Source organism: Camelimonas sp. ID_303_24, assembly GCF_053543495.1.
On the sequence record NZ_JBLLJM010000002.1, the window covers coordinates 416,444 to 434,804 of the forward strand.

15 protein-coding genes are annotated in these 18,361 nt (G+C 67.1%); 5 read left to right on the plus strand and 10 right to left on the minus strand.

Annotation, left to right across the window (positions count from 1 at the left end; translation table 11 throughout):
• Positions 1 to 120: 120 nt before the first annotated feature.
• Both ACERNI_RS02360 and ACERNI_RS02365 read left to right on the plus strand, forming a co-directional pair.
• Complete coding sequence (locus tag ACERNI_RS02360; protein WP_448831655.1) at positions 121 to 1,452, plus strand: oxygenase MpaB family protein; 1,332 nt, start codon at positions 121 to 123, stop codon at positions 1,450 to 1,452.
• Between the two features lie 63 nt (positions 1,453 to 1,515).
• Positions 1,516 to 2,253, plus strand: a complete 738-nt coding sequence (locus ACERNI_RS02365; protein ID WP_448831656.1) for a CerR family C-terminal domain-containing protein — start codon at positions 1,516 to 1,518, stop codon at positions 2,251 to 2,253.
• A gap of 84 nt (positions 2,254 to 2,337) precedes the next feature.
• On the opposite strand, the gene ACERNI_RS02370 is transcribed toward ACERNI_RS02365, so the two are convergent.
• Both ACERNI_RS02370 and ACERNI_RS02375 read right to left on the minus strand, forming a co-directional pair.
• Positions 2,338 to 2,751, minus strand: a complete 414-nt coding sequence (locus tag ACERNI_RS02370) for a PaaI family thioesterase (RefSeq protein WP_448831657.1) — start codon at positions 2,749 to 2,751, stop codon at positions 2,338 to 2,340.
• 215 nt (positions 2,752 to 2,966) lie between these two features.
• Positions 2,967 to 3,428 (minus strand): GNAT family N-acetyltransferase, encoded by a 462-nt coding sequence (locus ACERNI_RS02375; protein WP_448831658.1) that lies wholly within the window; start codon positions 3,426 to 3,428, stop codon positions 2,967 to 2,969.
• Between the two features lie 353 nt (positions 3,429 to 3,781).
• Between ACERNI_RS02375 and gltS the strand changes: the two genes are divergently transcribed.
• Positions 3,782 to 4,990 carry a sodium/glutamate symporter gene (gene gltS, locus ACERNI_RS02380; protein ID WP_448831659.1) on the plus strand — a complete coding sequence of 403 codons (1,209 nt, stop codon included), beginning with the start codon at positions 3,782 to 3,784 and terminating at the stop codon, positions 4,988 to 4,990.
• Between the two features lie 58 nt (positions 4,991 to 5,048).
• Here gltS and ACERNI_RS02385 read toward each other — a convergent pair whose 3' ends face one another.
• From ACERNI_RS02385 to ACERNI_RS02400, 4 genes are all read right to left on the minus strand, one after another.
• Positions 5,049 to 6,197, minus strand: coding sequence for a glycerophosphodiester phosphodiesterase (locus ACERNI_RS02385; protein ID WP_448831660.1), 1,149 nt, complete (start codon positions 6,195 to 6,197; stop codon positions 5,049 to 5,051).
• Between the two features lie 247 nt (positions 6,198 to 6,444).
• Positions 6,445 to 6,987, minus strand: a complete 543-nt coding sequence (locus ACERNI_RS02390) for an aspartate 1-decarboxylase (protein WP_191318184.1) — start codon at positions 6,985 to 6,987, stop codon at positions 6,445 to 6,447.
• 273 nt (positions 6,988 to 7,260) lie between these two features.
• On the minus strand, positions 7,261 to 8,145 hold the full coding sequence (locus tag ACERNI_RS02395; protein ID WP_448831661.1) for an SDR family oxidoreductase: 885 nt from the start codon (positions 8,143 to 8,145) through the stop codon (positions 7,261 to 7,263).
• Positions 8,146 to 8,365: 220 nt separating this feature from the next.
• On the minus strand, positions 8,366 to 8,767 hold the full coding sequence (locus ACERNI_RS02400) for a nuclear transport factor 2 family protein (protein ID WP_448831662.1): 402 nt from the start codon (positions 8,765 to 8,767) through the stop codon (positions 8,366 to 8,368).
• Between the two features lie 797 nt (positions 8,768 to 9,564).
• Here ACERNI_RS02400 and ACERNI_RS02405 point away from each other — a divergent pair.
• Positions 9,565 to 10,608, plus strand: a complete 1,044-nt coding sequence (locus tag ACERNI_RS02405; RefSeq protein WP_448831663.1) for a helix-turn-helix domain-containing protein — start codon at positions 9,565 to 9,567, stop codon at positions 10,606 to 10,608.
• Between the two features lie 12 nt (positions 10,609 to 10,620).
• On the opposite strand, the gene ACERNI_RS02410 is transcribed toward ACERNI_RS02405, so the two are convergent.
• From ACERNI_RS02410 to ACERNI_RS02425, 4 genes are all read right to left on the minus strand, one after another.
• Positions 10,621 to 11,142, minus strand: a complete 522-nt coding sequence (locus ACERNI_RS02410; RefSeq protein WP_448831664.1) for an Lrp/AsnC family transcriptional regulator — start codon at positions 11,140 to 11,142, stop codon at positions 10,621 to 10,623.
• Positions 11,143 to 11,445: 303 nt separating this feature from the next.
• Positions 11,446 to 13,059 carry an AMP-binding protein gene (locus ACERNI_RS02415; RefSeq protein WP_448831665.1) on the minus strand — a complete coding sequence of 538 codons (1,614 nt, stop codon included), beginning with the start codon at positions 13,057 to 13,059 and terminating at the stop codon, positions 11,446 to 11,448.
• A 116-nt stretch (positions 13,060 to 13,175) separates the two neighbouring features.
• Positions 13,176 to 16,466: a carboxyl transferase domain-containing protein gene (locus tag ACERNI_RS02420; protein WP_448831666.1), complete on the minus strand. Its 3,291-nt coding sequence runs from the start codon at positions 16,464 to 16,466 to the stop codon at positions 13,176 to 13,178.
• Positions 16,467 to 16,550: 84 nt separating this feature from the next.
• The gene (locus ACERNI_RS02425) at positions 16,551 to 17,021 is read right to left on the minus strand and encodes a hypothetical protein (protein ID WP_448831667.1); all 471 of its coding nucleotides are present in this window, start codon (positions 17,019 to 17,021) and stop codon (positions 16,551 to 16,553) included.
• 461 nt (positions 17,022 to 17,482) lie between these two features.
• Between ACERNI_RS02425 and ACERNI_RS02430 the strand changes: the two genes are divergently transcribed.
• A complete protein-coding gene (locus tag ACERNI_RS02430; protein WP_448831668.1) occupies positions 17,483 to 18,334 on the plus strand; it encodes a TetR/AcrR family transcriptional regulator in 852 nt (283 codons plus the stop codon).
• Positions 18,335 to 18,361 lie beyond the last annotated feature (27 nt).

An 18,361-nucleotide genomic window follows, 5' to 3' on the forward strand; every position in this document is an offset into this window, starting at 1 on the left:
GCCTGACTACACGGATGGGCGGCGCGCATAAAGGCCGGCGGCCGGGCGCCTGCGGGCCATTCTTGACATTTATATCAATTGATACATTTTTAGCGGATAACCACTCAGGAGGAAGCCCGCATGGCTTTTGACGCAGACAGCCCGGACGTCTGGGCCCGCGCCCGCCGTCAGGCGGAGCAGATTCCCGCCATTTATGGCAACATCGATTTCGACAATTTGCCCGAGCGCTTCACCAACTCCATGGAGAGCGACAGCTCCGTGCGCGGCCCCTTCCGCGACATGCGCGCCGCGCTGCTGGCTGACCGCGAACGGGTGGCGACCATCGCGGGCTACACGATGACTGGCGATGTGGTGGCCGACGCTTATGCGGCGCTGATGCCGCAACTCGGTTTTCGCGGCATGATTTCCCAGCTGGAAACCGCATGCCGCAAAGGCCTGGAGGCCGTGCCCGACGCCCCGCCGGAGCTGGTGGCCTTTATCCGCGACATGGAGCGCACGCCCGCCTGGGTGGACATGAAGCTGGTCAATGAAGGCGCGCGGCTTGAGCGCAACAGCATGGCCAACCTGGCGCCTTACGTGATCCGCGGCGCCCTGCTCGCCACCTTCATGAACAAATATTCGGCGCTGCCCATGGCCCTGACCGGGACGCTGACCGATTCCCTCGCCGCCAAGCGCGCCTTCGAGACGGCGACCTTCTTCACCCTCACCGTTCTGCCTGGCGGGCTGGAGCGTCATGGCGAGGGCTTTCGCGCCGCCGCCATGGTGCGGCTGATGCATTCGATGGTGCGGTTCAACGTCATGCGCCGGCCTGGCGTCTGGGACGCCAGCGTGTTCGGCGTGCCGATCCCCCAGGTTGACCAGATGCCGGCGGGCCTCATCAGCTCCTTCCTGCTGTCGTTCAAGGTGCTGGGCCAGGGCCGCAACCATTTCACCGATGAAGAACGGGCCCGCATCGAGCTTGCCCGCTACCGCTGCTTCCTGCTTGGCCTGCCGGAGGATCTGCTTGGCGAGACGCCGCAGCAGATCGTCGACCTGCTGATGACCCGCCAGGCGACCTTGCGCGCCGGCTTCGACGACAAGACCTGCGGCGCCCTGGTGCGCGGCGCCATGTCGGCGGAACTGTCAAAGGACGCCAGCCTGGCCGGGCGCATGCGTCGCGGCATGGAGCGCAGCTTCTCCAAGGCATATCTGGTGCGCAACTTCCTTGAGGGCGACGTTTCCAAGGCGCGGGCGATGGGCGTTTCCTATACCGGCCGCGACCGCCTCATCGCCATGGCCACCGCCCTGTTCCTCGTGCCGCGCATGAAACTGTATGACGTCGCCATGCGCCTGCCCGGCCTGCGCGACATCGCCAACCGTCGCCTTGTCGACAAGCTGGAGCGGCTGCTGCACCGTTACGGCCACGCCGATTTCGCCTCCGACGGCGAGAACTACCGACCCGTGCGGGCCTGACGCCGGCGCGTGGCGCGGTGGCCGGCGCCGGCAGGCGTCGCCATTTGCGCCCTGGCCGGAGCCATGCTCAATAGGGATATGGCGCAGCCGTCCCCACCACCACCTTCCAGACCAGCAGCCCCCCCACGGGGGGGGCGCGACGCCCGTTCTGGCTATGCCAAGGGCGAGGAGACCCGGCGCGCCATCCTCGCCGCCGCCCTCGCGGAATTCGGCGAGCATGGCCTGGCCAACGCCACGACGCGGCGCATCGCCAGGGCGGCCGGCGTCACCCTTCCGTCGCTGGCATATTATTTCGGCAACAAGGAAGGGGTGTATCTGGCCTGCGCCAGCGAGATCGTTGACCGTTACGTGCGCCAGATGGCCTCCATATCGGCCGCCGATCTCACCGAAGCCCTGACGCGCGCCGACAGCGCCGCATGTCGCGCGCACCTCAAGCAATTGCTCCGGCATCTGGTGCAATTGCTGGCCGGCTCTGATGATGCGCTCACATGGACAACTTTCGTGGAGCGGGAGCTGCGCGAACAGGGGCCCGCCTTCACCATCCTGTACGAGCGCCTGTGGGAGCCGGGGGTGCGCCTGCTGGCCCGGCTGATCGCCGGCGTGCGCGGCGCGACCAGCGCGCGCGATGCCGACACCATCGACGCGCTGCTGCTGATTTCCAGCCTCGTGGCCTTCTACACCGGCCGCGCCGTCTCCCTGCGCACCCTGGGCTGGAAGAAGATCGGCAAAAGCGAGCTGGAGGCGCTGTTCGCAGCCGCCGACCGCCTGGCCGATGGCGTCAGCGGCGGCGCGGAAGCCTGAGCAACGCGCCCCGGCTCCGGTCTGGCGCGCTTTCCGGTCAGACCCAAACATCTGATCGACCGGAATTCCTTCAGGACAAAGGCTTTAACGCGGCCACAACACCATTTGCGTGCAGCGGAATAGCGCCAGGGTCTTGCCGCTGGCCTCGCTGCGCGCCACGGCGTCCCAAACCTGGGTGGTGCGGCCGCCATGCGCCATGGTGGCGACGCAGGTAACGGCGCCCTCCCTGGCGGTGCCGAGGAAGTTCGACTTCAGCTCGATGGTGGTGAAGCTTTCCGCCCCCTCCGGCAACGACAGCATGCAGCCATAGCCGCAAGCCGAATCCACCAGTGCGATCACGGCGGCGGCGTGCAGGAAACCGTTGCCGGCAAGATGGCGCTGTTCGATGGTGAACCCGCCCTCCACCAGGCCGCGCTCCGCGCGCGCCCAGCGCATGCCCAGATGCCAGGGCAAGGTGCCCTCATGCCGGGCGGCGATCATCGCGATACCATCTGACATTGTTTCCTCCGGCGCTTGCAATGTTTCGGTCCGGCTACGCGAAACCGGCGCTTCCATTTATAATTTGTCCCGCCAGGCGCCGGAAGGAACCCGGATGCGCATCCATGTTACCGGCGTCTTCGTTGACGTGGACGCGAAACATGATGGTTTGCCGGCGCCCGACGATGCCTGCCGCAATCTCATCCGGTTGCGGCAGCTGCGGCGCGCCTGGGGGATCAGTTCCGCAGATCCAGCACCATGAACATGGAGTTGGGATCGGCCACGTAGTCATTGAATGGGCCGGTTTCCGCGAAGCCGTGGCGCAAATACATGTCGATCGCGGGCCGGAAATAGTCCCAGGAGCCCGTTTCCAGCCAGAGCTGGTGAACGCCGCCGGCCCGGGCGTCGGCGATGAGGTGGCGCAGCATCTCGCCCCCCACGCCGCGGCGCCGCATGGCCTCCACCACATACATGGACTTCACTTCGGCATGGCGCGGCGCGAAGCGCTTCAGCGCGCCAATCGCCAGCAACGCGCCCTGGTCCCATGCGGACCAGAAACGGATATGCGGCGTTTGCAGCGCGGCGATTTCCAGCGCATGGGCGCTGCCTGGCGCGGTGTTGGCGTATGCTGCTTCGAAATGGGCGCGCAGGGCCTCTATCACGCGCGCATCATCGAAAACCCCCAGACGGAACATCATCTGAACCTCCTTCGGGCAAGGCCTGCCAAGGGATCAAGGCCTGGCAGGGGCTCAAGGCCTGGCAGTGGCCTGGACTTGGCAGGGCCTGGACCTGGCAGGGCCTGGGCCTTGGCCCGGACCTGGCAAGGGCCTGGACCAAACGCGACGGCCACAGTAAACCGATTGCCCGCCCGCCAGAAGGCGCCCCGAATGCCTGGCTGGCCATGGCGGGCGGGTCCGTGGCGCCCGGCCGCCCGGGGCGCGCGCACGGCATGGGCCGGCCGGGCGCGGGAATTTTCTCCCATTCTTTCTTGGGAAATCTGGTCCGCGCCCGATATGCTGGGCCCAGCGCCCGCCCCCAATCCAGGATCCAGATGCTCCAGATCGACGCCTTCCTGTCCTTCACCATCGCCATGTCGCTGCTGCTGGGCGGCAAGGTCATCACGATGAACGCTCCGCTGCTCCGGCGTTACAGCATCCCCGAGCCGGTGGTTGGCGGCGTGTTGTGCGCCGCGGTGGTGGGGCTGGTCTACGCCATCAGCGGCGTGAAGGTGAGTTTCACCCTCGGCGCGCGCGACTTCCTGCTGCTGGTGTTTTTCGCCTCAATCGGGCTCGGCTCCGACCTGAGAACCCTGTTGCGCGGCGGCAAGCCCCTGGTGATCCTGACAGCGCTGGCGGCGACATTCATGCTGATGCAAAACGGCCTTGGCGTCCTGCTGGCCGAGGCATTTGGCTTCAATCCCCTGGCGGGCCTGATGGTCGGCTCGATCTCGCTCACCGGCGGCGTTGGCACCACTTTGGCCTGGTCGCCGGTTTTCGTGCAGCAGCATGGCGTCAGCAACGCCCTGGAGCTGGGGATCGCGGCGAACACCGTGGGTCTGATCGCCGCCTGTGTCATTGGCGGCCCCATGGCCACATGGCTGATCAGGCGCCACGGCCTGCATGGTCCGGCCGCGCGCCAGCTCGACATCGGCTCGCGCGCCCGGGGGGCAACGCCGCCGCTGGATTATTTCAGCGTGGTGTGGGCGCTGCTGGTCATCAATTTGACGATCATGCTGGGCATGGGCCTGCATGGCCTGATCGCGGAAACCGGCGTGACATTGCCGGCGTTCGTCGGCTGCCTGCTTGCCGGCATCATCGTCCGCAACGCCACGCCCATGGCGTGGAAACGCGACCTCTCCCGCACCTGGCCCGGCGTGCGCCAGGGCATGGCGCTGGTCTCGGACATCGCCCTGGGCGTTTTCCTGACCATGGCGCTGATGGGCCTGCAATTGTGGGAGTTGTCAGGCGCGCTGGTCTTCATTTTCACCGTGCTGGCGCTGCAGATCCTGCTCACCATTCTCTGGACGCTGTTCGTGGTGTTTCGCGCCATGGGCTCCGACTATGAGGCGGCGGTCGTCTGCGCCGGCTTCGGCGGCATCACCCTCGGCTCCACCGCCACGGCCGTGGCGAACATCACCGCCGTGGCGCAGCAGCATGGCCCGGCGCACCGGGCGTTCATCATCGTGCCGCTTGTCGCCGGCTTCTTCATCGACCTGGTAAACGCCGCCGTTATCTCAGGCTTCATCGCCGCGCTGGGCTGACGCACTCCATTGAGTCACGCTCACAGGGGGCGACAGGGCCGCGCGATTACCGTCGCGATTACCGTCGCGTTTCCCTCGCGACGCCGTCCCGCGCCGCCACCGCCACATCGGGGAAGTCGCTGAACAGACCATCGACGCCCAGGTCGATCAGAGCCCGCACTTCCTTCGCCGGATCCCCGCCGTAGCTGGCCGCCAGAAACCGCGGCTCGCTGCGCAAGGTCCAGGTGACGACCCCGAGCCCCGCCGCATGGGCGTCGCGCACCACGCCGCCCGGCGGCAGCGCCAGCCGGGCGCCCTCGCCCTCGGCGCCTGGCGCCAGTCCATCGGCGGCGGTGGCGGCGCGGGTCGGGATCAGCCAGCGCTTCCAGGGCGCCACATAATCGGCCCAGGTTTTCACCTCGGCGAGGCCAGCCGGCGTCAGCAGATCGGCCCATGTGCGGCTGTCGCCCGTGACGGTCCAGTCGAAGGGGCGCATGTTATCCGCCGCCAGGGTCATGGCGCCGGCGGCGTCAGGCGCGCCGCCGTCCACCAGTTGCAGCAGACGCACGCCGGTGCGGCGGCGCAGATAGCGCAAATTGCCGGTTTCGAAACTCTGGATGATGACCGGCGCGGCGCGATCCTTCCAGCCGGCGGCGTCGAGGGCGGCGACCAGCGCATCCTCCAGCGGCAGCCCCTGGGCCGCGTGCCAGGTGGGATGCTTGGTCTCCGGCGCGATCCCAATTTCCCGCCCGATTTCCCGCCCAATTTCCCGGCCCCGTCGGGCGCTTTCAGTTTTGGCGAGGTCGATGACCTCCTGCAGGGTTGCGATGCCGTAGCGGTCGTTATGGCTCTGGTCGCGCCACGCCATGGGCTGGCGGGCGCGCAGGGTTTTCAGCTCGGCCAGGGTAAAATCGGTGGTGAACCAGTCGGTGACGGCGACGCCGTCGAGCAACATGGTCCGGCGCCGGGCGGCGAACTCCGGGTGATCGGCCACATTGGTCGTTTGCGACAGCATCGGCTCATGACGCACCACCAGCACGCCGTCGCGCGTCGCGACCACGTCCGGCTCGATGAAGTCAGCGCCCATGTCGATGGCGCGCCGGTAGGCGGCGATGGTGTGATCCGGCAGATAGCCGGAGGCGCCGCGATGGGCGATGACCAGCGGCCTTGCCCGCGACGGGCCGCCCGCCTCGCTGGCATGGGCCCTGACAGACGCGTTCGTCGCCATGGATGTCTCCGCATGGGCAGGGGCGAACAGGGACAGAAACAGGAAACCGGCCGCAAGGCTCCGCACCGCATATCCTCCGTGAAAGAAACAGCGAACGGAGCATACTGGTCCGGCTGCGCGATCATAGCATGACAACGCCGCCAGCCCGCGGACGCCAGTGCGGACGTCCTGTCGCCCGGCGCCTGGCGCAAAAACAAATGGCCGGGACATGCCCGGCCACCTCGTCATCCAGTCTGTCAGCCGCCGGTCAGGCGACCGACTTCAGATGGCGCGACAGCACGTCGGCGATGGCGTGGTCATCAAGGCCGCGGGCGCGCAGGTCCTCGGTGAAGGCGCGCACGTTGAACTCGCCAACGCGGCGCTCGGCCGGATCGACCTGCGGCTCGGTGACCATGCGGAAATCGAACGGACGCTCCGGCCCCTCGAAGACCTCGTAATGGATGATGTCTTCAACCTTGTTGCCGGCGCCGTAGGTCAGCACCTTGGGGCGCATGGAATACAGCTCGGTTTCCTGCACGAAAGCCGATGCGCAGATGATGAGCTGGTCGCCCTTCTGGCAGTTGCGGGCGGCGGCGCCGTTCAGCACGCACTCGCCCTTGCCCGGCTCGCCGAAGATCACATAGGTGTAAAACCGCGCGCCATTGGCCTTGTTGAAGATGTCAACGTACTCCAGCGGGCGGATGCCAGCCTGGGTGCACTGGTCGGGATCGAGGGTAATGGAGCCGTGATAGTCAAGATCCGCGCCAGTGACGCGAATTCCATGCAGCTTGGCCCTGACAACCTGGATCATAGCTAACCTTCCGCAGCGTTCACGGCAGGACCGTGAAGCCTGTATCGCCAGTCTTGCGCCCGACGGAACGGGCGGGACGTCCGGCGCTCCCGGCGCCGGGGCCCGCCGCAGGGCGAGCAGAGGCCCGCATATACGTAAAAACGCGTCCAGACGCCAGCTTTATCCACGCATGGCGCCATTCCGGCGCATGCAGATTGCATTCCACGCCGTCAGATCAAATCGAGACGTCCGCCAGCCGCGCCGACGGACGTCCTGTTGCAGAAACAATACCGCTCAGCTGGTGCGCTGCGAACGGTCCTTCTCGTTCTGGCCCTTGATCAGATCACGGGCCTTCTGCCAGTCGGCGTCGCTCCAGTCCCGCATGACGCTGTAGAAATTGCCGCCGGTGGCCAGGCCCTGGGCGCCATCAAGAGCGATGGTCTCGCCATTGATCCAGGTGGAGCCGTCCGACTGCAGGAACGACGCGAGGTTCTGCAGATCGGCGAACGTGCCGTGGCGGCCCATCGGATTGGCCTTCGCCGCGCGCTCGCCAGGCTTCTGGCCGGGGCTGAGCCGGGCGTTCATGCCTTCCGTGGGGATCTCGCCGGGGGCGATGGAGTTGAGGCGGATGCCGTAGTGGCCCCATTCTGCGGCCAGCGACATGGTCATGACGTTGACGGCCGCCTTGCTCATGGCCGAGGGCACCACATATGGGCCGCCATTGCGCACCCAGGTGGCGAGGATGGAAATCACCGAGCCCGGCAGCTGCTTTTCGATCCAGCGCTTGCCCACCGAATGGGTTACGTAGAACGTGCCGTGCATGACGATATTGGCGATGGCGTTGAAGCCGCCAGGCGTCAGGTCCTCGGTGCGCGAGATAAAGTTGCCGGCGGCATTGTTGATCAGGCCGGTGAGCGGCGCGCCGCTCTGGAACACCTCCTCCACCATCGCGTCCACCGCGTTGAAGTCGCGGATATCGACGCCAAACGCATCGACCTTGCGGCCCGGATAGCGGTTCATCAGCTCCTTTGCCGTATCATCAAGCACGCCCTTGCGGCGGCCGCAGATAACAACGTCGGCGCCAAGCGACATGAAGCCTTCGGACATGGCCTTGCCGAGACCCGTGCCGCCGCCAGTCACCAGAATGCGCTTTCCGCCGAGCAGATCCTTGCTGAACATGTAAATCTCCAGTCAAACGCTTGTTTTTCCCGGCCGGGCCCGCCACTCGCGGTCCTCCGGCCTCATGATGCAATTCCATGGCGGCCCCAGTCCATGGGTCCGCGGCCGGGCGAGGCTCATACCAGAATGCGAAGATGCTGACGCATCCGCATTCTGAATTGCTCAAGCGCCGCACGGGCTTCACCAAGGCCCGGTGAGTCAGGCTCACCGGGCCCTGGCATCAGGCGGCGAATTTGGCCTTCATGCGCTCCCCCACCTCGGCAAGGGCGTTCAGGGGGCGGATCATCACCTCAAGCCCGGTGATCAGCCCCTGTTCATCAAGGCGGAAGTGATCGATGCCGCGCAGCTTGTGCGGACCGACATTGGCCTCGAACTCCAGAATGACGCCGCCATCGCGGGTCCACTCGCCGACGTAACGAAAATTCTCGAAGACCGCCAAAGCGTTGCAAACAACCGCGACGGCATATTCCTTCGATTGCTTGGGGCTGTAGAAAACCGGCGACAGCAGCGTTGGATTATCGGCGAACAGGGCGGCCGCCCCCGCCGCGTCATGGCTGTCGGCCCATGCGCGCCAACGCCTGATGAAATCCGCCGTGATGCGCGGCCAGTCAGCTTCGCTCATTGTCATCTCCTCCCCCGGCGCCCATGGCTTTTCCGGTAAATGTTCGCGGGTCATCCGCCAGGGCCAATTCCGCCAGGGCAAGATTCTGCAAGTGCAGGATTCCGCCATGCCGGGCATGCGCCGGCGCCGGCTGGCGCGCGGCCAGACCTGTTCGTGATGAGAAAACATCTGTTCAGTCAGGCGGCGCCATCAGCGGGCGGCGCCCATGAGGCTCAACAGGAGCCGGCGGTCTGCCGCCCCCCGGGCGGACATAGCGCAGCGAACGCGCGGCCAGGGCTGGCGGCGACTGGACGCGCCGCCGGGCCGTCAGGTCTCCCCCGGCTTCCGGTCTATGCGCCCACCGGAAACCGCCACCTGGCGACGACAGCGCGTCCTGAGCGCCAGAACACCCGGAAACCGGCTGAACCACAAGGGGCGGACACGCCAGAAACTTGTGTTTTCGCGCCAGCTACGACACCATGGCGCCAGCCAGATCGTTTCCCGGCGCAGCGTTCGCCGCTTTGCGGGAAGAAAACGCGTCTGGTCAGGATGATAGAACATTGGCCCCAGCCAGGGGGCGCGGGAAGCGCTCCAGCCCCAGGCCACGCCGTCCAGGTCACGCTGGCCAGGTCACGCTGTCCATGTCACGCCGTCCATGTCGCGCCGGGCCTGCAAAACCGGCCGCCGGCCTGGCCCGGGCGCGGCGCGCGGTTTTCCCCAGCGGCGGGATGCGGCGCGGGGCGCGCGGGCTTCAGGCGGACGCGGCGCGCCCAGGCGGTGTGGCTGAGAAATCGCGGCGCGGAGGAGAAATCGGGGCAATGCTGCTGTCACTTTACCGCAAGGTTCCCGTATCGCCGCAGAACATGATGGTGATGGCGGAGTTGCTGCGCGAGAACGACATTGACCCTGCCCCCGCCTTCGCCGCCGCCGGCGTCACGGCCGATCAGGCAAGCGATCCGCTGGCAACGGTCAGCGGCGCCGCCGAGCTGGCGTTTCAGGAGAAATTTGTCGATCTCACCGATGGCCGCCGGCATATCTGGCTGGAGCTCGGATTGCGCTCGCGCTTTTTGATGCTGGGCCTGTTCGGGGTGGCGGTGATGACGTCGCGGACCCTGCGCTCCGCCATGGAAACGGCGGGGCGGCTGGCATGGCTGCACCATTCGCTGGCGCTTTACGACCTGAGGACCGCAAACGGCGTCTGCACGCTGCGCATGCGCCTGGACCAGACGCCGCCGCATTTGCGTGAGTTCACCGCCCTGCGCGACGCCCCCGCCACCACCGACCTGCTCAACATGATCTGGGGCGGGCGCTTCCCCTTCCTCGGCATTGAGCTGACGGCGCGCGACCGGATTTTCACCCAGGTGCGCAAGCCGGACGCGATGGTGGTGAGCGTGGGCGAACCGGGCGCGACCTGGACGTGGCCAGCGGAATTGCTTGACCAGAAACTGCCGGCGGCCGACCGGCGCTCCCACGAGCTTTCGCTGCGCCAGGCCGACCAGTTGCTGCAGCGCGCTTTGGCGACGAAAGAGGAGAACGATCTGGCGGCGCGCATATCGCGCCTGCTGCAATCGGGCGAGCCGGGCCTGAGCCTGCCAGATGCGGCGACCCGGCTGGGCATGAGCGCGCGCACGCTGCAACGACGGCTGACCGAGGCCGGCGTCAGCTATCGCCAGCTGCAGGCGCAGGAGCGCATCAATGGCGCGCGGCGGCTGCTGCGCGAAACCAGCCTGCCGGTGGCGGAGATAGCCTGGCGGCTGGGCTACACGGAAACCTCGGCGTTCAACCACAGCTTCCGCCGGACCTGCGGCATGAGTCCCCGGGCCTGGCGCAAGAGCATCGGCCAGGCTCCGGCGGGGTCATGAACGGCGACAGCCTCAGGACTGGATCACCGGAATCGCGGTCTCGGACTTCAGCCGCTCAAGGGCAAAACGCGACACCACGTTCTTGAGATTGCCGGCGGCGATGATGCGGCGGTAGACCTCATCATATTCGGCCATGTCGCGCACGACGATGACCGCCAGATAGTCCACGTCGCCGGCCATGCGGTAGAAGGACAGCACTTCCGGCATCTGGCGCAGCGCCTCGGCGAACCGGCGGATCTCCGCTTCGGAATGTTCGCCGATCTGCATCGACACGAACACGGTCACGCCATAGCCCAGCATCTCGTGATCGAGCAGCGCCACGCGCTTGCGGATGATGCCCGCCGCCTCCAGACGCTGGATGCGCTTCCAGCACGGCGTCGGCGACAGGCCGGCCTCATCGGCGATTTCAGCGATGGTCAGCGACGCATCGCGCTGCAGCGCGCGCAAAATGCGCCTGTCGATGGCGTCGAGCTTTGGCGCCGGCCCACGCGGGGCCGGACGCGGGATGTCGCGTATGACGGCAGCTTCAACCATTCCCGATGTCCTGTCCCCCACGCCCGCCGCACGCACATCCGCCTGACGGCTTTCAGGCGTGTCGTCGCGACGTCGCGGCCTAATTCACATTTGAATTCGATATTTAAAATAATAATACAGAAAATTGCGACGTAAAGGCAATCAATTTTGGGAGCATGCGTAATTTATGCGCATAACCATCTGTTTTAAAACAAATTCAGCCGACCCGGAGAGATCCGCGACAGGGCCCGCGTCAAAGAAAATCGCCCGGCTGCGTTGGCGGCCGGGCGAGCAAGGGCTGCGCACGTTAGCTACGGGAGGCGCCTACGCCCCGCCGAGCCGGTCGCGCCGGATGCGAATCCCGGCCGCCTCCCGGTCCCACACGCCGGCGGCGACGCCTTCGTCGCGGATGACATGCTTCTGCACCTTGGCCGTCGGGGTTTTTGGCAAATCGGACAGGATGCGGACGTAGCGTGGGATCATGAAGTGAGCCATGCGCGGAACGAGGAATTCGATCAGTTCGGCCGGATCGAGGGAGGCGCCAGGGGCCAGCGACACGGCGACCAGCACCTCGTCCTCGGATATCTCACTCTTCACCGCCACCGCCGCCGCCTCGCGCACGGCCGGATGGCTGATGACCTCTGCCTCCACTTCGAAGGATGAGATGTTCTCGCCGCGCCGGCGGATGGCGTCCTTCATGCGGTCGACGAAATAGAAATAGCCCTCCGCATCGCGCCGGAAGCCGTCTCCAGTATGGAACCAGCCATTGCGCCAGGCGGCGGCGGTGGCCTCCGGGTTCTTGTAATAGCCGTGGTTCATCGCCCATGGCCTGTCGGTGCGCACGATCAGTTCGCCAACCGCGCCAGGCGCCACTTCGCAATCATTGCTGTCGACGATGCGGCATTCCACGCCGGGGCGCGGCCGGCCGCAGGCGCCGACGCGGTCCGGATTGGTCTCGGACACCAGCGGGCACGACACCTCGGTCATGTTGAACACGGTGATGACGTCGACGTTGAAGCGTTTGCCGAAGGCGATGGCGTCGGCGTCCAGCGGCACCGCCGTCACCCATTTCAGGCTGTCAGCGTATCCCGGCGGCGGATCGGGCTGCTTCATCAGGAAGCCGCCCATGACGCCGAGCAGGATGACCGTGGTGGTCTGGGTGCGGTGAACCGTCTCCCAGAACGTCCCGGTAGAGAACGCTTCGACCAGAGTGATGGAGCCGCCCTGGCCGAGCATGAAGTAGACCGGAATGGTGCCGCCGGCATGGAACAGCGGCAGGGTCACCATGTGCCGGTCCCCCGCCGTGGCGAGCGGGAAACCTTCGCCGAAGCTCATCAACTGCATATAGGACTGCAGCACGCCCTTCGACGGTCCGGTGGTGCCGGAGGTGAAGATGATGGCATGGGTGTCCCAGGGCTCGATCGGTTCGGCCAGGTCGCTGACGTCGCCCGCGCCCTCCTCCAGCACGCGGGCCGGATGCTGTGTCAGTCCCTCCACCACCACGTCGCGGTCGTGGATCACCACCACGTCGCGCAGGTCCGCCAGGTCCACGTCGCCGAGGCGGTGCAGCAGATCGCCGTGCACCACGCCGATGCGGGCGTCCGAAAGCTTCAGGACATGCTCCAGCACGCCGCCGCGATAGGCGGTGTTGAAGGGCACATAAACCGCGCCAAGATAGTTGATGGCGAACCAGACGGTGAGGATTTCCGGCCCGTTGGGCAACCAGACCATGACGTGGTCGCCGCGCCGCACGCCGAGCTTTTCCAGGCCTTCGGCCGCGGCCCGCACCCGCTGGCGGAACTGCGCGTAAGTCCAGCCGGCTCCATCCTCGAAGACGACATACGTCCTGTCCGGGAATGCGGCGGCGCGGTCGTCCAGCAGATAACGCAGCACACACGCTTCGCGCGGCGTCACGCCATGGTCGGTGTGATTGGTCATGGGCCTCTCCCGTGACGATAACAGTTTGTTTTTATGGTTTTCTGCGACTGTGTTTGCTGGTGCGCAGCGCGCCAGTGAGGGGACTGGCGCGCTGCGCGTCCCGCCGGCCCGAGGAATCAGACCGGCGGAATGGTGCGGAAACGCGGCGGCGCGTGATTGTCCCGGCGGGCGGGCGTGCGCTGCAGCGTCTCGATAATGCGGAAGCGGGTGGTGCGCGGGTCGATGACATCATCCACGCCGAAGCCGCGGGCGGCTTCAAGCGGCGTCACCTGGGCGCGCATGTCGTTGACCAGTTGCTGGCGGCGGGCCTGTGGATCGGCCGCCCCGGCATAGTCCTTGCGGAAGGCGACATCGACGGCGCCTTCGATCGACATGGCGCAGATCTCGGCGGTCGGCCAGGCCACGGCAAGGTCGGCGTCGAAGCTGCGGCCGCCGGCCATCGCCACATAGCCCAGCCCATAGCCTTTGCGCAGCACCACCGAGATGCGCGGCACCGTCGCCAGTCCCAGTTCGGCGATCAGCTTGGCGCTGCGCCGGCCAAGCTGGGTGCGCTCGGCATCGGAGCCGATAGCGAAGCCGGGCACGTCGATCAGATAGATCAGCGGCAGACCGAAAGCGTCGCACATGGCGATGAAGCGGGCGGCCTTCTCGCAGGCCGGCGAATCCAGCATGCCGCCCAGCGCCAGCGCCTGGTTGGCGATGAAGCCGACCGGCCGCCCGTCCATGCGCGCCAGCGCCGTCACCACATTGCGGGCGAAGGCCGGCTTGAACTCGGTGACGCTGCCGGCGTCGGCGATGCGGCCGATGACATGGCGCACGTCATAGGCTTTGCGGGTGTTGGCCGGCACCATGGCCGCCAGCGGCGCGGCGCGCTCCGCCTCTTCAGCGGCGCTGAGAGTGGGCGGAACCACCGGCAGCGGCGCCCGGGCATTGGTGGGCATGTAAGAGAGGTGCCGGCGCAGGGCGGCGATCGCCTCCTCTTCCGTGGCCACGGCCAGATCGGCCAGGCCATAGCGCGTCACCTGGGAATCAGCGCCGCCCAGCGCCTCAATGCCGATGTCCTCGCCCGTGCCCGCCTTCACCAGCGCCGGCCCGGCGAGGCCCATGGCGGACTTGCCGCGCACCATGACGACGAAATCGGCGAGGCCAGTGTAATTGGTGTTGGCGGCGAAGCCGGCGCCCAGGATGGCGCCCACCACCGGAACCCAGCCGTTGAGGCGGGTGAGATCGTGGAACGACGAGGCGCCGGCCGCATAATGGCGGGAGTTCTGGCCGTCCTGGATGCGATGGCCGCCGCCATCAAGCAGCATGGCCAGCGGGACCCCGCTTTTCAGGGCGATGGCGATGGCGCGGTCCATCTTTTCGATGCCGAGGTGGCCGACGCTGCCGCCGAAGACGCTGAAATCCTGGGAGACGACCATCACCGGCCGCCCGTCGATCCGCGCCGAACCAACCACCACGCCCTCGGCCGGGGCGGTTTGTTCCAGCCCCTCATGGGCGACCAGTCCGCCAATCTCGACAAAGCTGCCCGGATCGACCAGCAGGTCGATGCGCTCGCGCGCCGTCAGCCGGTCGCGCTGACGCAGACGCGCCACGGCGTCGGGCCGCGCCGCATCCATGGCCGCGGCGCGGGCCCGCTCGATGACGTCGCGCTGGGCCAGCGCCTCGGGATCATGCTCCGGCTCCTGCTCCGCCGCGACCATGGGGTCGCCCGCGCCAACCATCCAGAGGATTGGCGCATCGGCGCGCAGGGTCTCGCCCGGCGCGGCGTCGATGCGCGCCACCTGCCCCGCCATCGTGGCGGTGATGGCGTGCTCCATTTTCATGGCTTCGACGATGGCCACGGTCTGCCCGGCGGCGACGCTGTCGCCAGCCGCCGCCTTCACCGCCACCAGGCGGCCACGCATGGGCGCGCGCAGGGCCGTCGCGCCCTCCAGATCGCCAGTCGCGGTTTCCGCCCGGGCGCTGTCGCCGGCGTCCACGCGCGGGGCCAGCCATGACTTCTGGCTGGCGGCGGCGGCGACCAGTTGCGGGGCGGCGCGGTCGATGAAGCCGGTGTCAGCCTGGCCAGCGATGAATTCGGGATGGGCGAGAATGGCCTGCAGCGCCGGAATGGTGGTGGCGACGCCATCAACGCCGAATTCGCCCAGCGCCCGGCGCGCCCGGGCCAGGGTCTGGCCAAAATCGCGGGACGGCGCGCGCACCACCAGCTTGGCCAGCAAAGCGTCAAAGCCGGAGTGGGTTTCATAGCCCCGGTAGCCAAAGCTCTCCACGCGCACGCCGGCGCCGGCTGGCGGCTCGAACACGCTGAGCACGCCGCCGGAGGGCAGAACCCCGCCATCTTCGGTCAGCGTCTCCATGTTGACGCGCAGCTGGATGGCGTGGCCGCGCACGGGCGGCGGCGCGGCCAGCCCCAGCTCCTCCAGCGTGCGACCGGCGGCCAGGGCAAGCTGGGTCTGCACCAGATCGACGCCAGTCACCTCCTCGGTGACCGTGTGCTCAACCTGAAGCCGGGGATTCATTTCGATGAAAACATGACGCCCGGTGGCCCGCCCCTGGGCGTCGGTTTCCACGAGGAACTCGACGGTGCCGACGGCGTCATAACCCGCCGCCGCCGCGATGCGGGTGGCCTCGACGCAGAGCTGATGGCGCAGCTCGTTCTCCAGCCACGGACTGGGGGCGATTTCGACCAGCTTCTGATGCCGGCGCTGCACCGAGCACTCACGCTCCCACAGATGCGAGACGGCGCCCGTGCGATCGCCGATCACCTGCACCTCGATGTGGCGGGCGCGGCCGACCAGTTCCTCTGCGTAAACGTCGGCGTTGCCAAAGGCGGCGCGGGCCTCGGAGGCGCAGCGGTCATAGGCCTCGGCAAGTTCGGCGACATCGCGCACGATGCGCATGCCGCGCCCGCCGCCGCCGGAAACCGCCTTCAGCATGACGCCGGCGGCGTCTGGCCCCAGGCTTTCCATGAAGCTCTGGACCTGCGCCAGGCTGGCGGGACCGTTGGTGTTGCGAGCCACGGGCGCGCCTGCTTCACGCGCCAGCGCAACGGCGCGGGCCTTGTCGCCGAACAGCTCCAGCGCCTCCGGACGCGGCCCGATGAACGTCAGGCCGGCGGCGGCGCACTGGCGGGCAAAATCGACGTTCTCGCTGAGGAAGCCGTAGCCTGGGTGGACAGCGTCGCAACCATTCTCCACCGCCACGCGAACGATGGCGGCGCCATCGAGGTATGCGGCCGCGCCCTCGCCCGGCAGCGTCGCCGCCCCATCCGCCTTCGCCATATGCAGCGCGCTGGCGTCATCCAGCGGGGCGACGGCCAGCGACGCCACGCCAGCCTCGGCGCAGGCGCGGGCGATGCGGATGGCGATCTCGCCGCGATTGGCAATGAGAATCTTGCGGAACAAGGGCTGATCTCTCACGGGTTCAAGGAAGCCGGCCGCCGGGCGCATGGCCCACATGGCGGCGCGCAGGCGTTATCTCGTCAGGCATTATCCGGGCCGTGACGCGGCGCGCGCCTGGAGCGCCGGACGCGCGCCCTGCGACGCCAGCCGGAACGCCTGGGCAGACGGAATGACGGTCAGGATTTTCGAGAAACTGTCGGCGGTCTTTGCTTCCCGCGCCGGTCTGATGAGATGCGGCTGGCAGTGGCCGCCGCTGGCGCGTCCAATCACCCCGGCGCCGGATGGCTGGGCGTGGCGCGGGACATCGGACGGGGTCTGGCGCGGGACCGAAGCCAGATCATTCTTGCCCGGCGCGTGGCGGGCGAAGGCGGAGACATCGTCGCCGAACCCGGCGCAGATCGCCTCCCTGCCAGCAAGAGCGCCGGTGATCGCAGCGAGGCCGGCCGCCTGCACATTGCCGGCCATGAGAACGGCGCCGGTGCTGGCGCGCCATGTCGCCGCCATGACGACGCGCCGCGCTGCAATGCCGCCTGCGGCCGCTTTGCCCTGACCGGCCATCCGGTCCTCCCTTGCACGTCCCCTCGCTGGCTTCAGTGACCCAGCGTGCTTTTCATAATTGTTAGCATAACCAATTTATTTGCATCAAGTCATTGGCGTATTGATTTGCATCATCCCGTTGACCAACGCACGCCTTAATTGAGTCCCGGCATGGATTTGCCCATTGCCCGCCTCGCCCTGAGGCCGCGCCGACGTGAGGCATCGCGGCCGCGCCGGCGTTTTTTTTGAATCCTCCGTGACTTGAGCGTTTGAATTTTCTGGCGCCAGATGCCATTCAGGATTCGCAATTCTGCAACCATAACGCGAACATTTCCGACCAATGACATTGCAACAACGCGCACCTCCAGGCGCGCAGTCGCCCCGGACGAACGCAGGCTCGGGGCGCGGGACTGCAAGACGGGAGGCTTTCAGATCGGGGACGTTCCCGGCTTCATGCCGGCGACCGGCATGGGAGCGCCGCCATGTCCAGGCGGCGTGACCCTGCCGACAGGCCAGCGGATCCCGCCAAGGCCCCTGCTGCGCTTCCCGCCACGTCTCCTGTCGCGCCCGTTGTCACCCCCCAGGCCGCTGACGCCGCAAAAACCACCGAACCCGCAAGCCTTCTGGCCGCGCGGCCGGAGCTTTTTCGCCCTCCCCGCGCCCGCCGTCCGGGCAGACCGCCGCGAAAAGGCGACGACACAGGGGATTCGTCACGGGAGAAACTGCTCGACGCCGCCATCAATCTGTTCGCTGACTGGGGTTATGAGCCGGTGAGCACCGCGGCGGTGGCGCGGGCCGCCGGCCTGTCACAGTCAATGGTGCACTATCACTTCGGCTCCAAGGAGCAGTTGTGGCGGGCGGCGATTGACCGGCTGATGCGCCGTCGCGGGCAGTATTTTCCGGTAACGCGCCTGGCAACGCATGAGCTGAACCCGGTCGAGCGCCTGAAGCTGCTGATCCGTCGCCTTGTGGAGGCCAACGCGGCGGAACCGCACTACATCCGCATCGTGACCCATGAGGCCATGGGCCGGACGCAGCGATTCGACTGGTTGATGGAAAAATTCGTCCAGCCTGGCATCTTCGCCTTTGACGAGGCCATCGCTGACGCCATGGCCCAGGGGCTTATCCGGCCTTTACCGCCCCATCAAACATCAAGCATCATCACCTCCGCCGCCTCCATGACCTTCAGCATCGGGGCGGTGACGCTGGCTATGCACGGCCGGGATCCCTACGCGCCCGACCAGATCGCCAGCTATGGCGACACCATCGTTTCCCTGCTGTTTGACGGGTTGCTGACACGGCCTGACGACAGCGCGCCGCCAGCCGCCGGCTGAGGGATTTGCCCTCGACCAGCGCCGGTT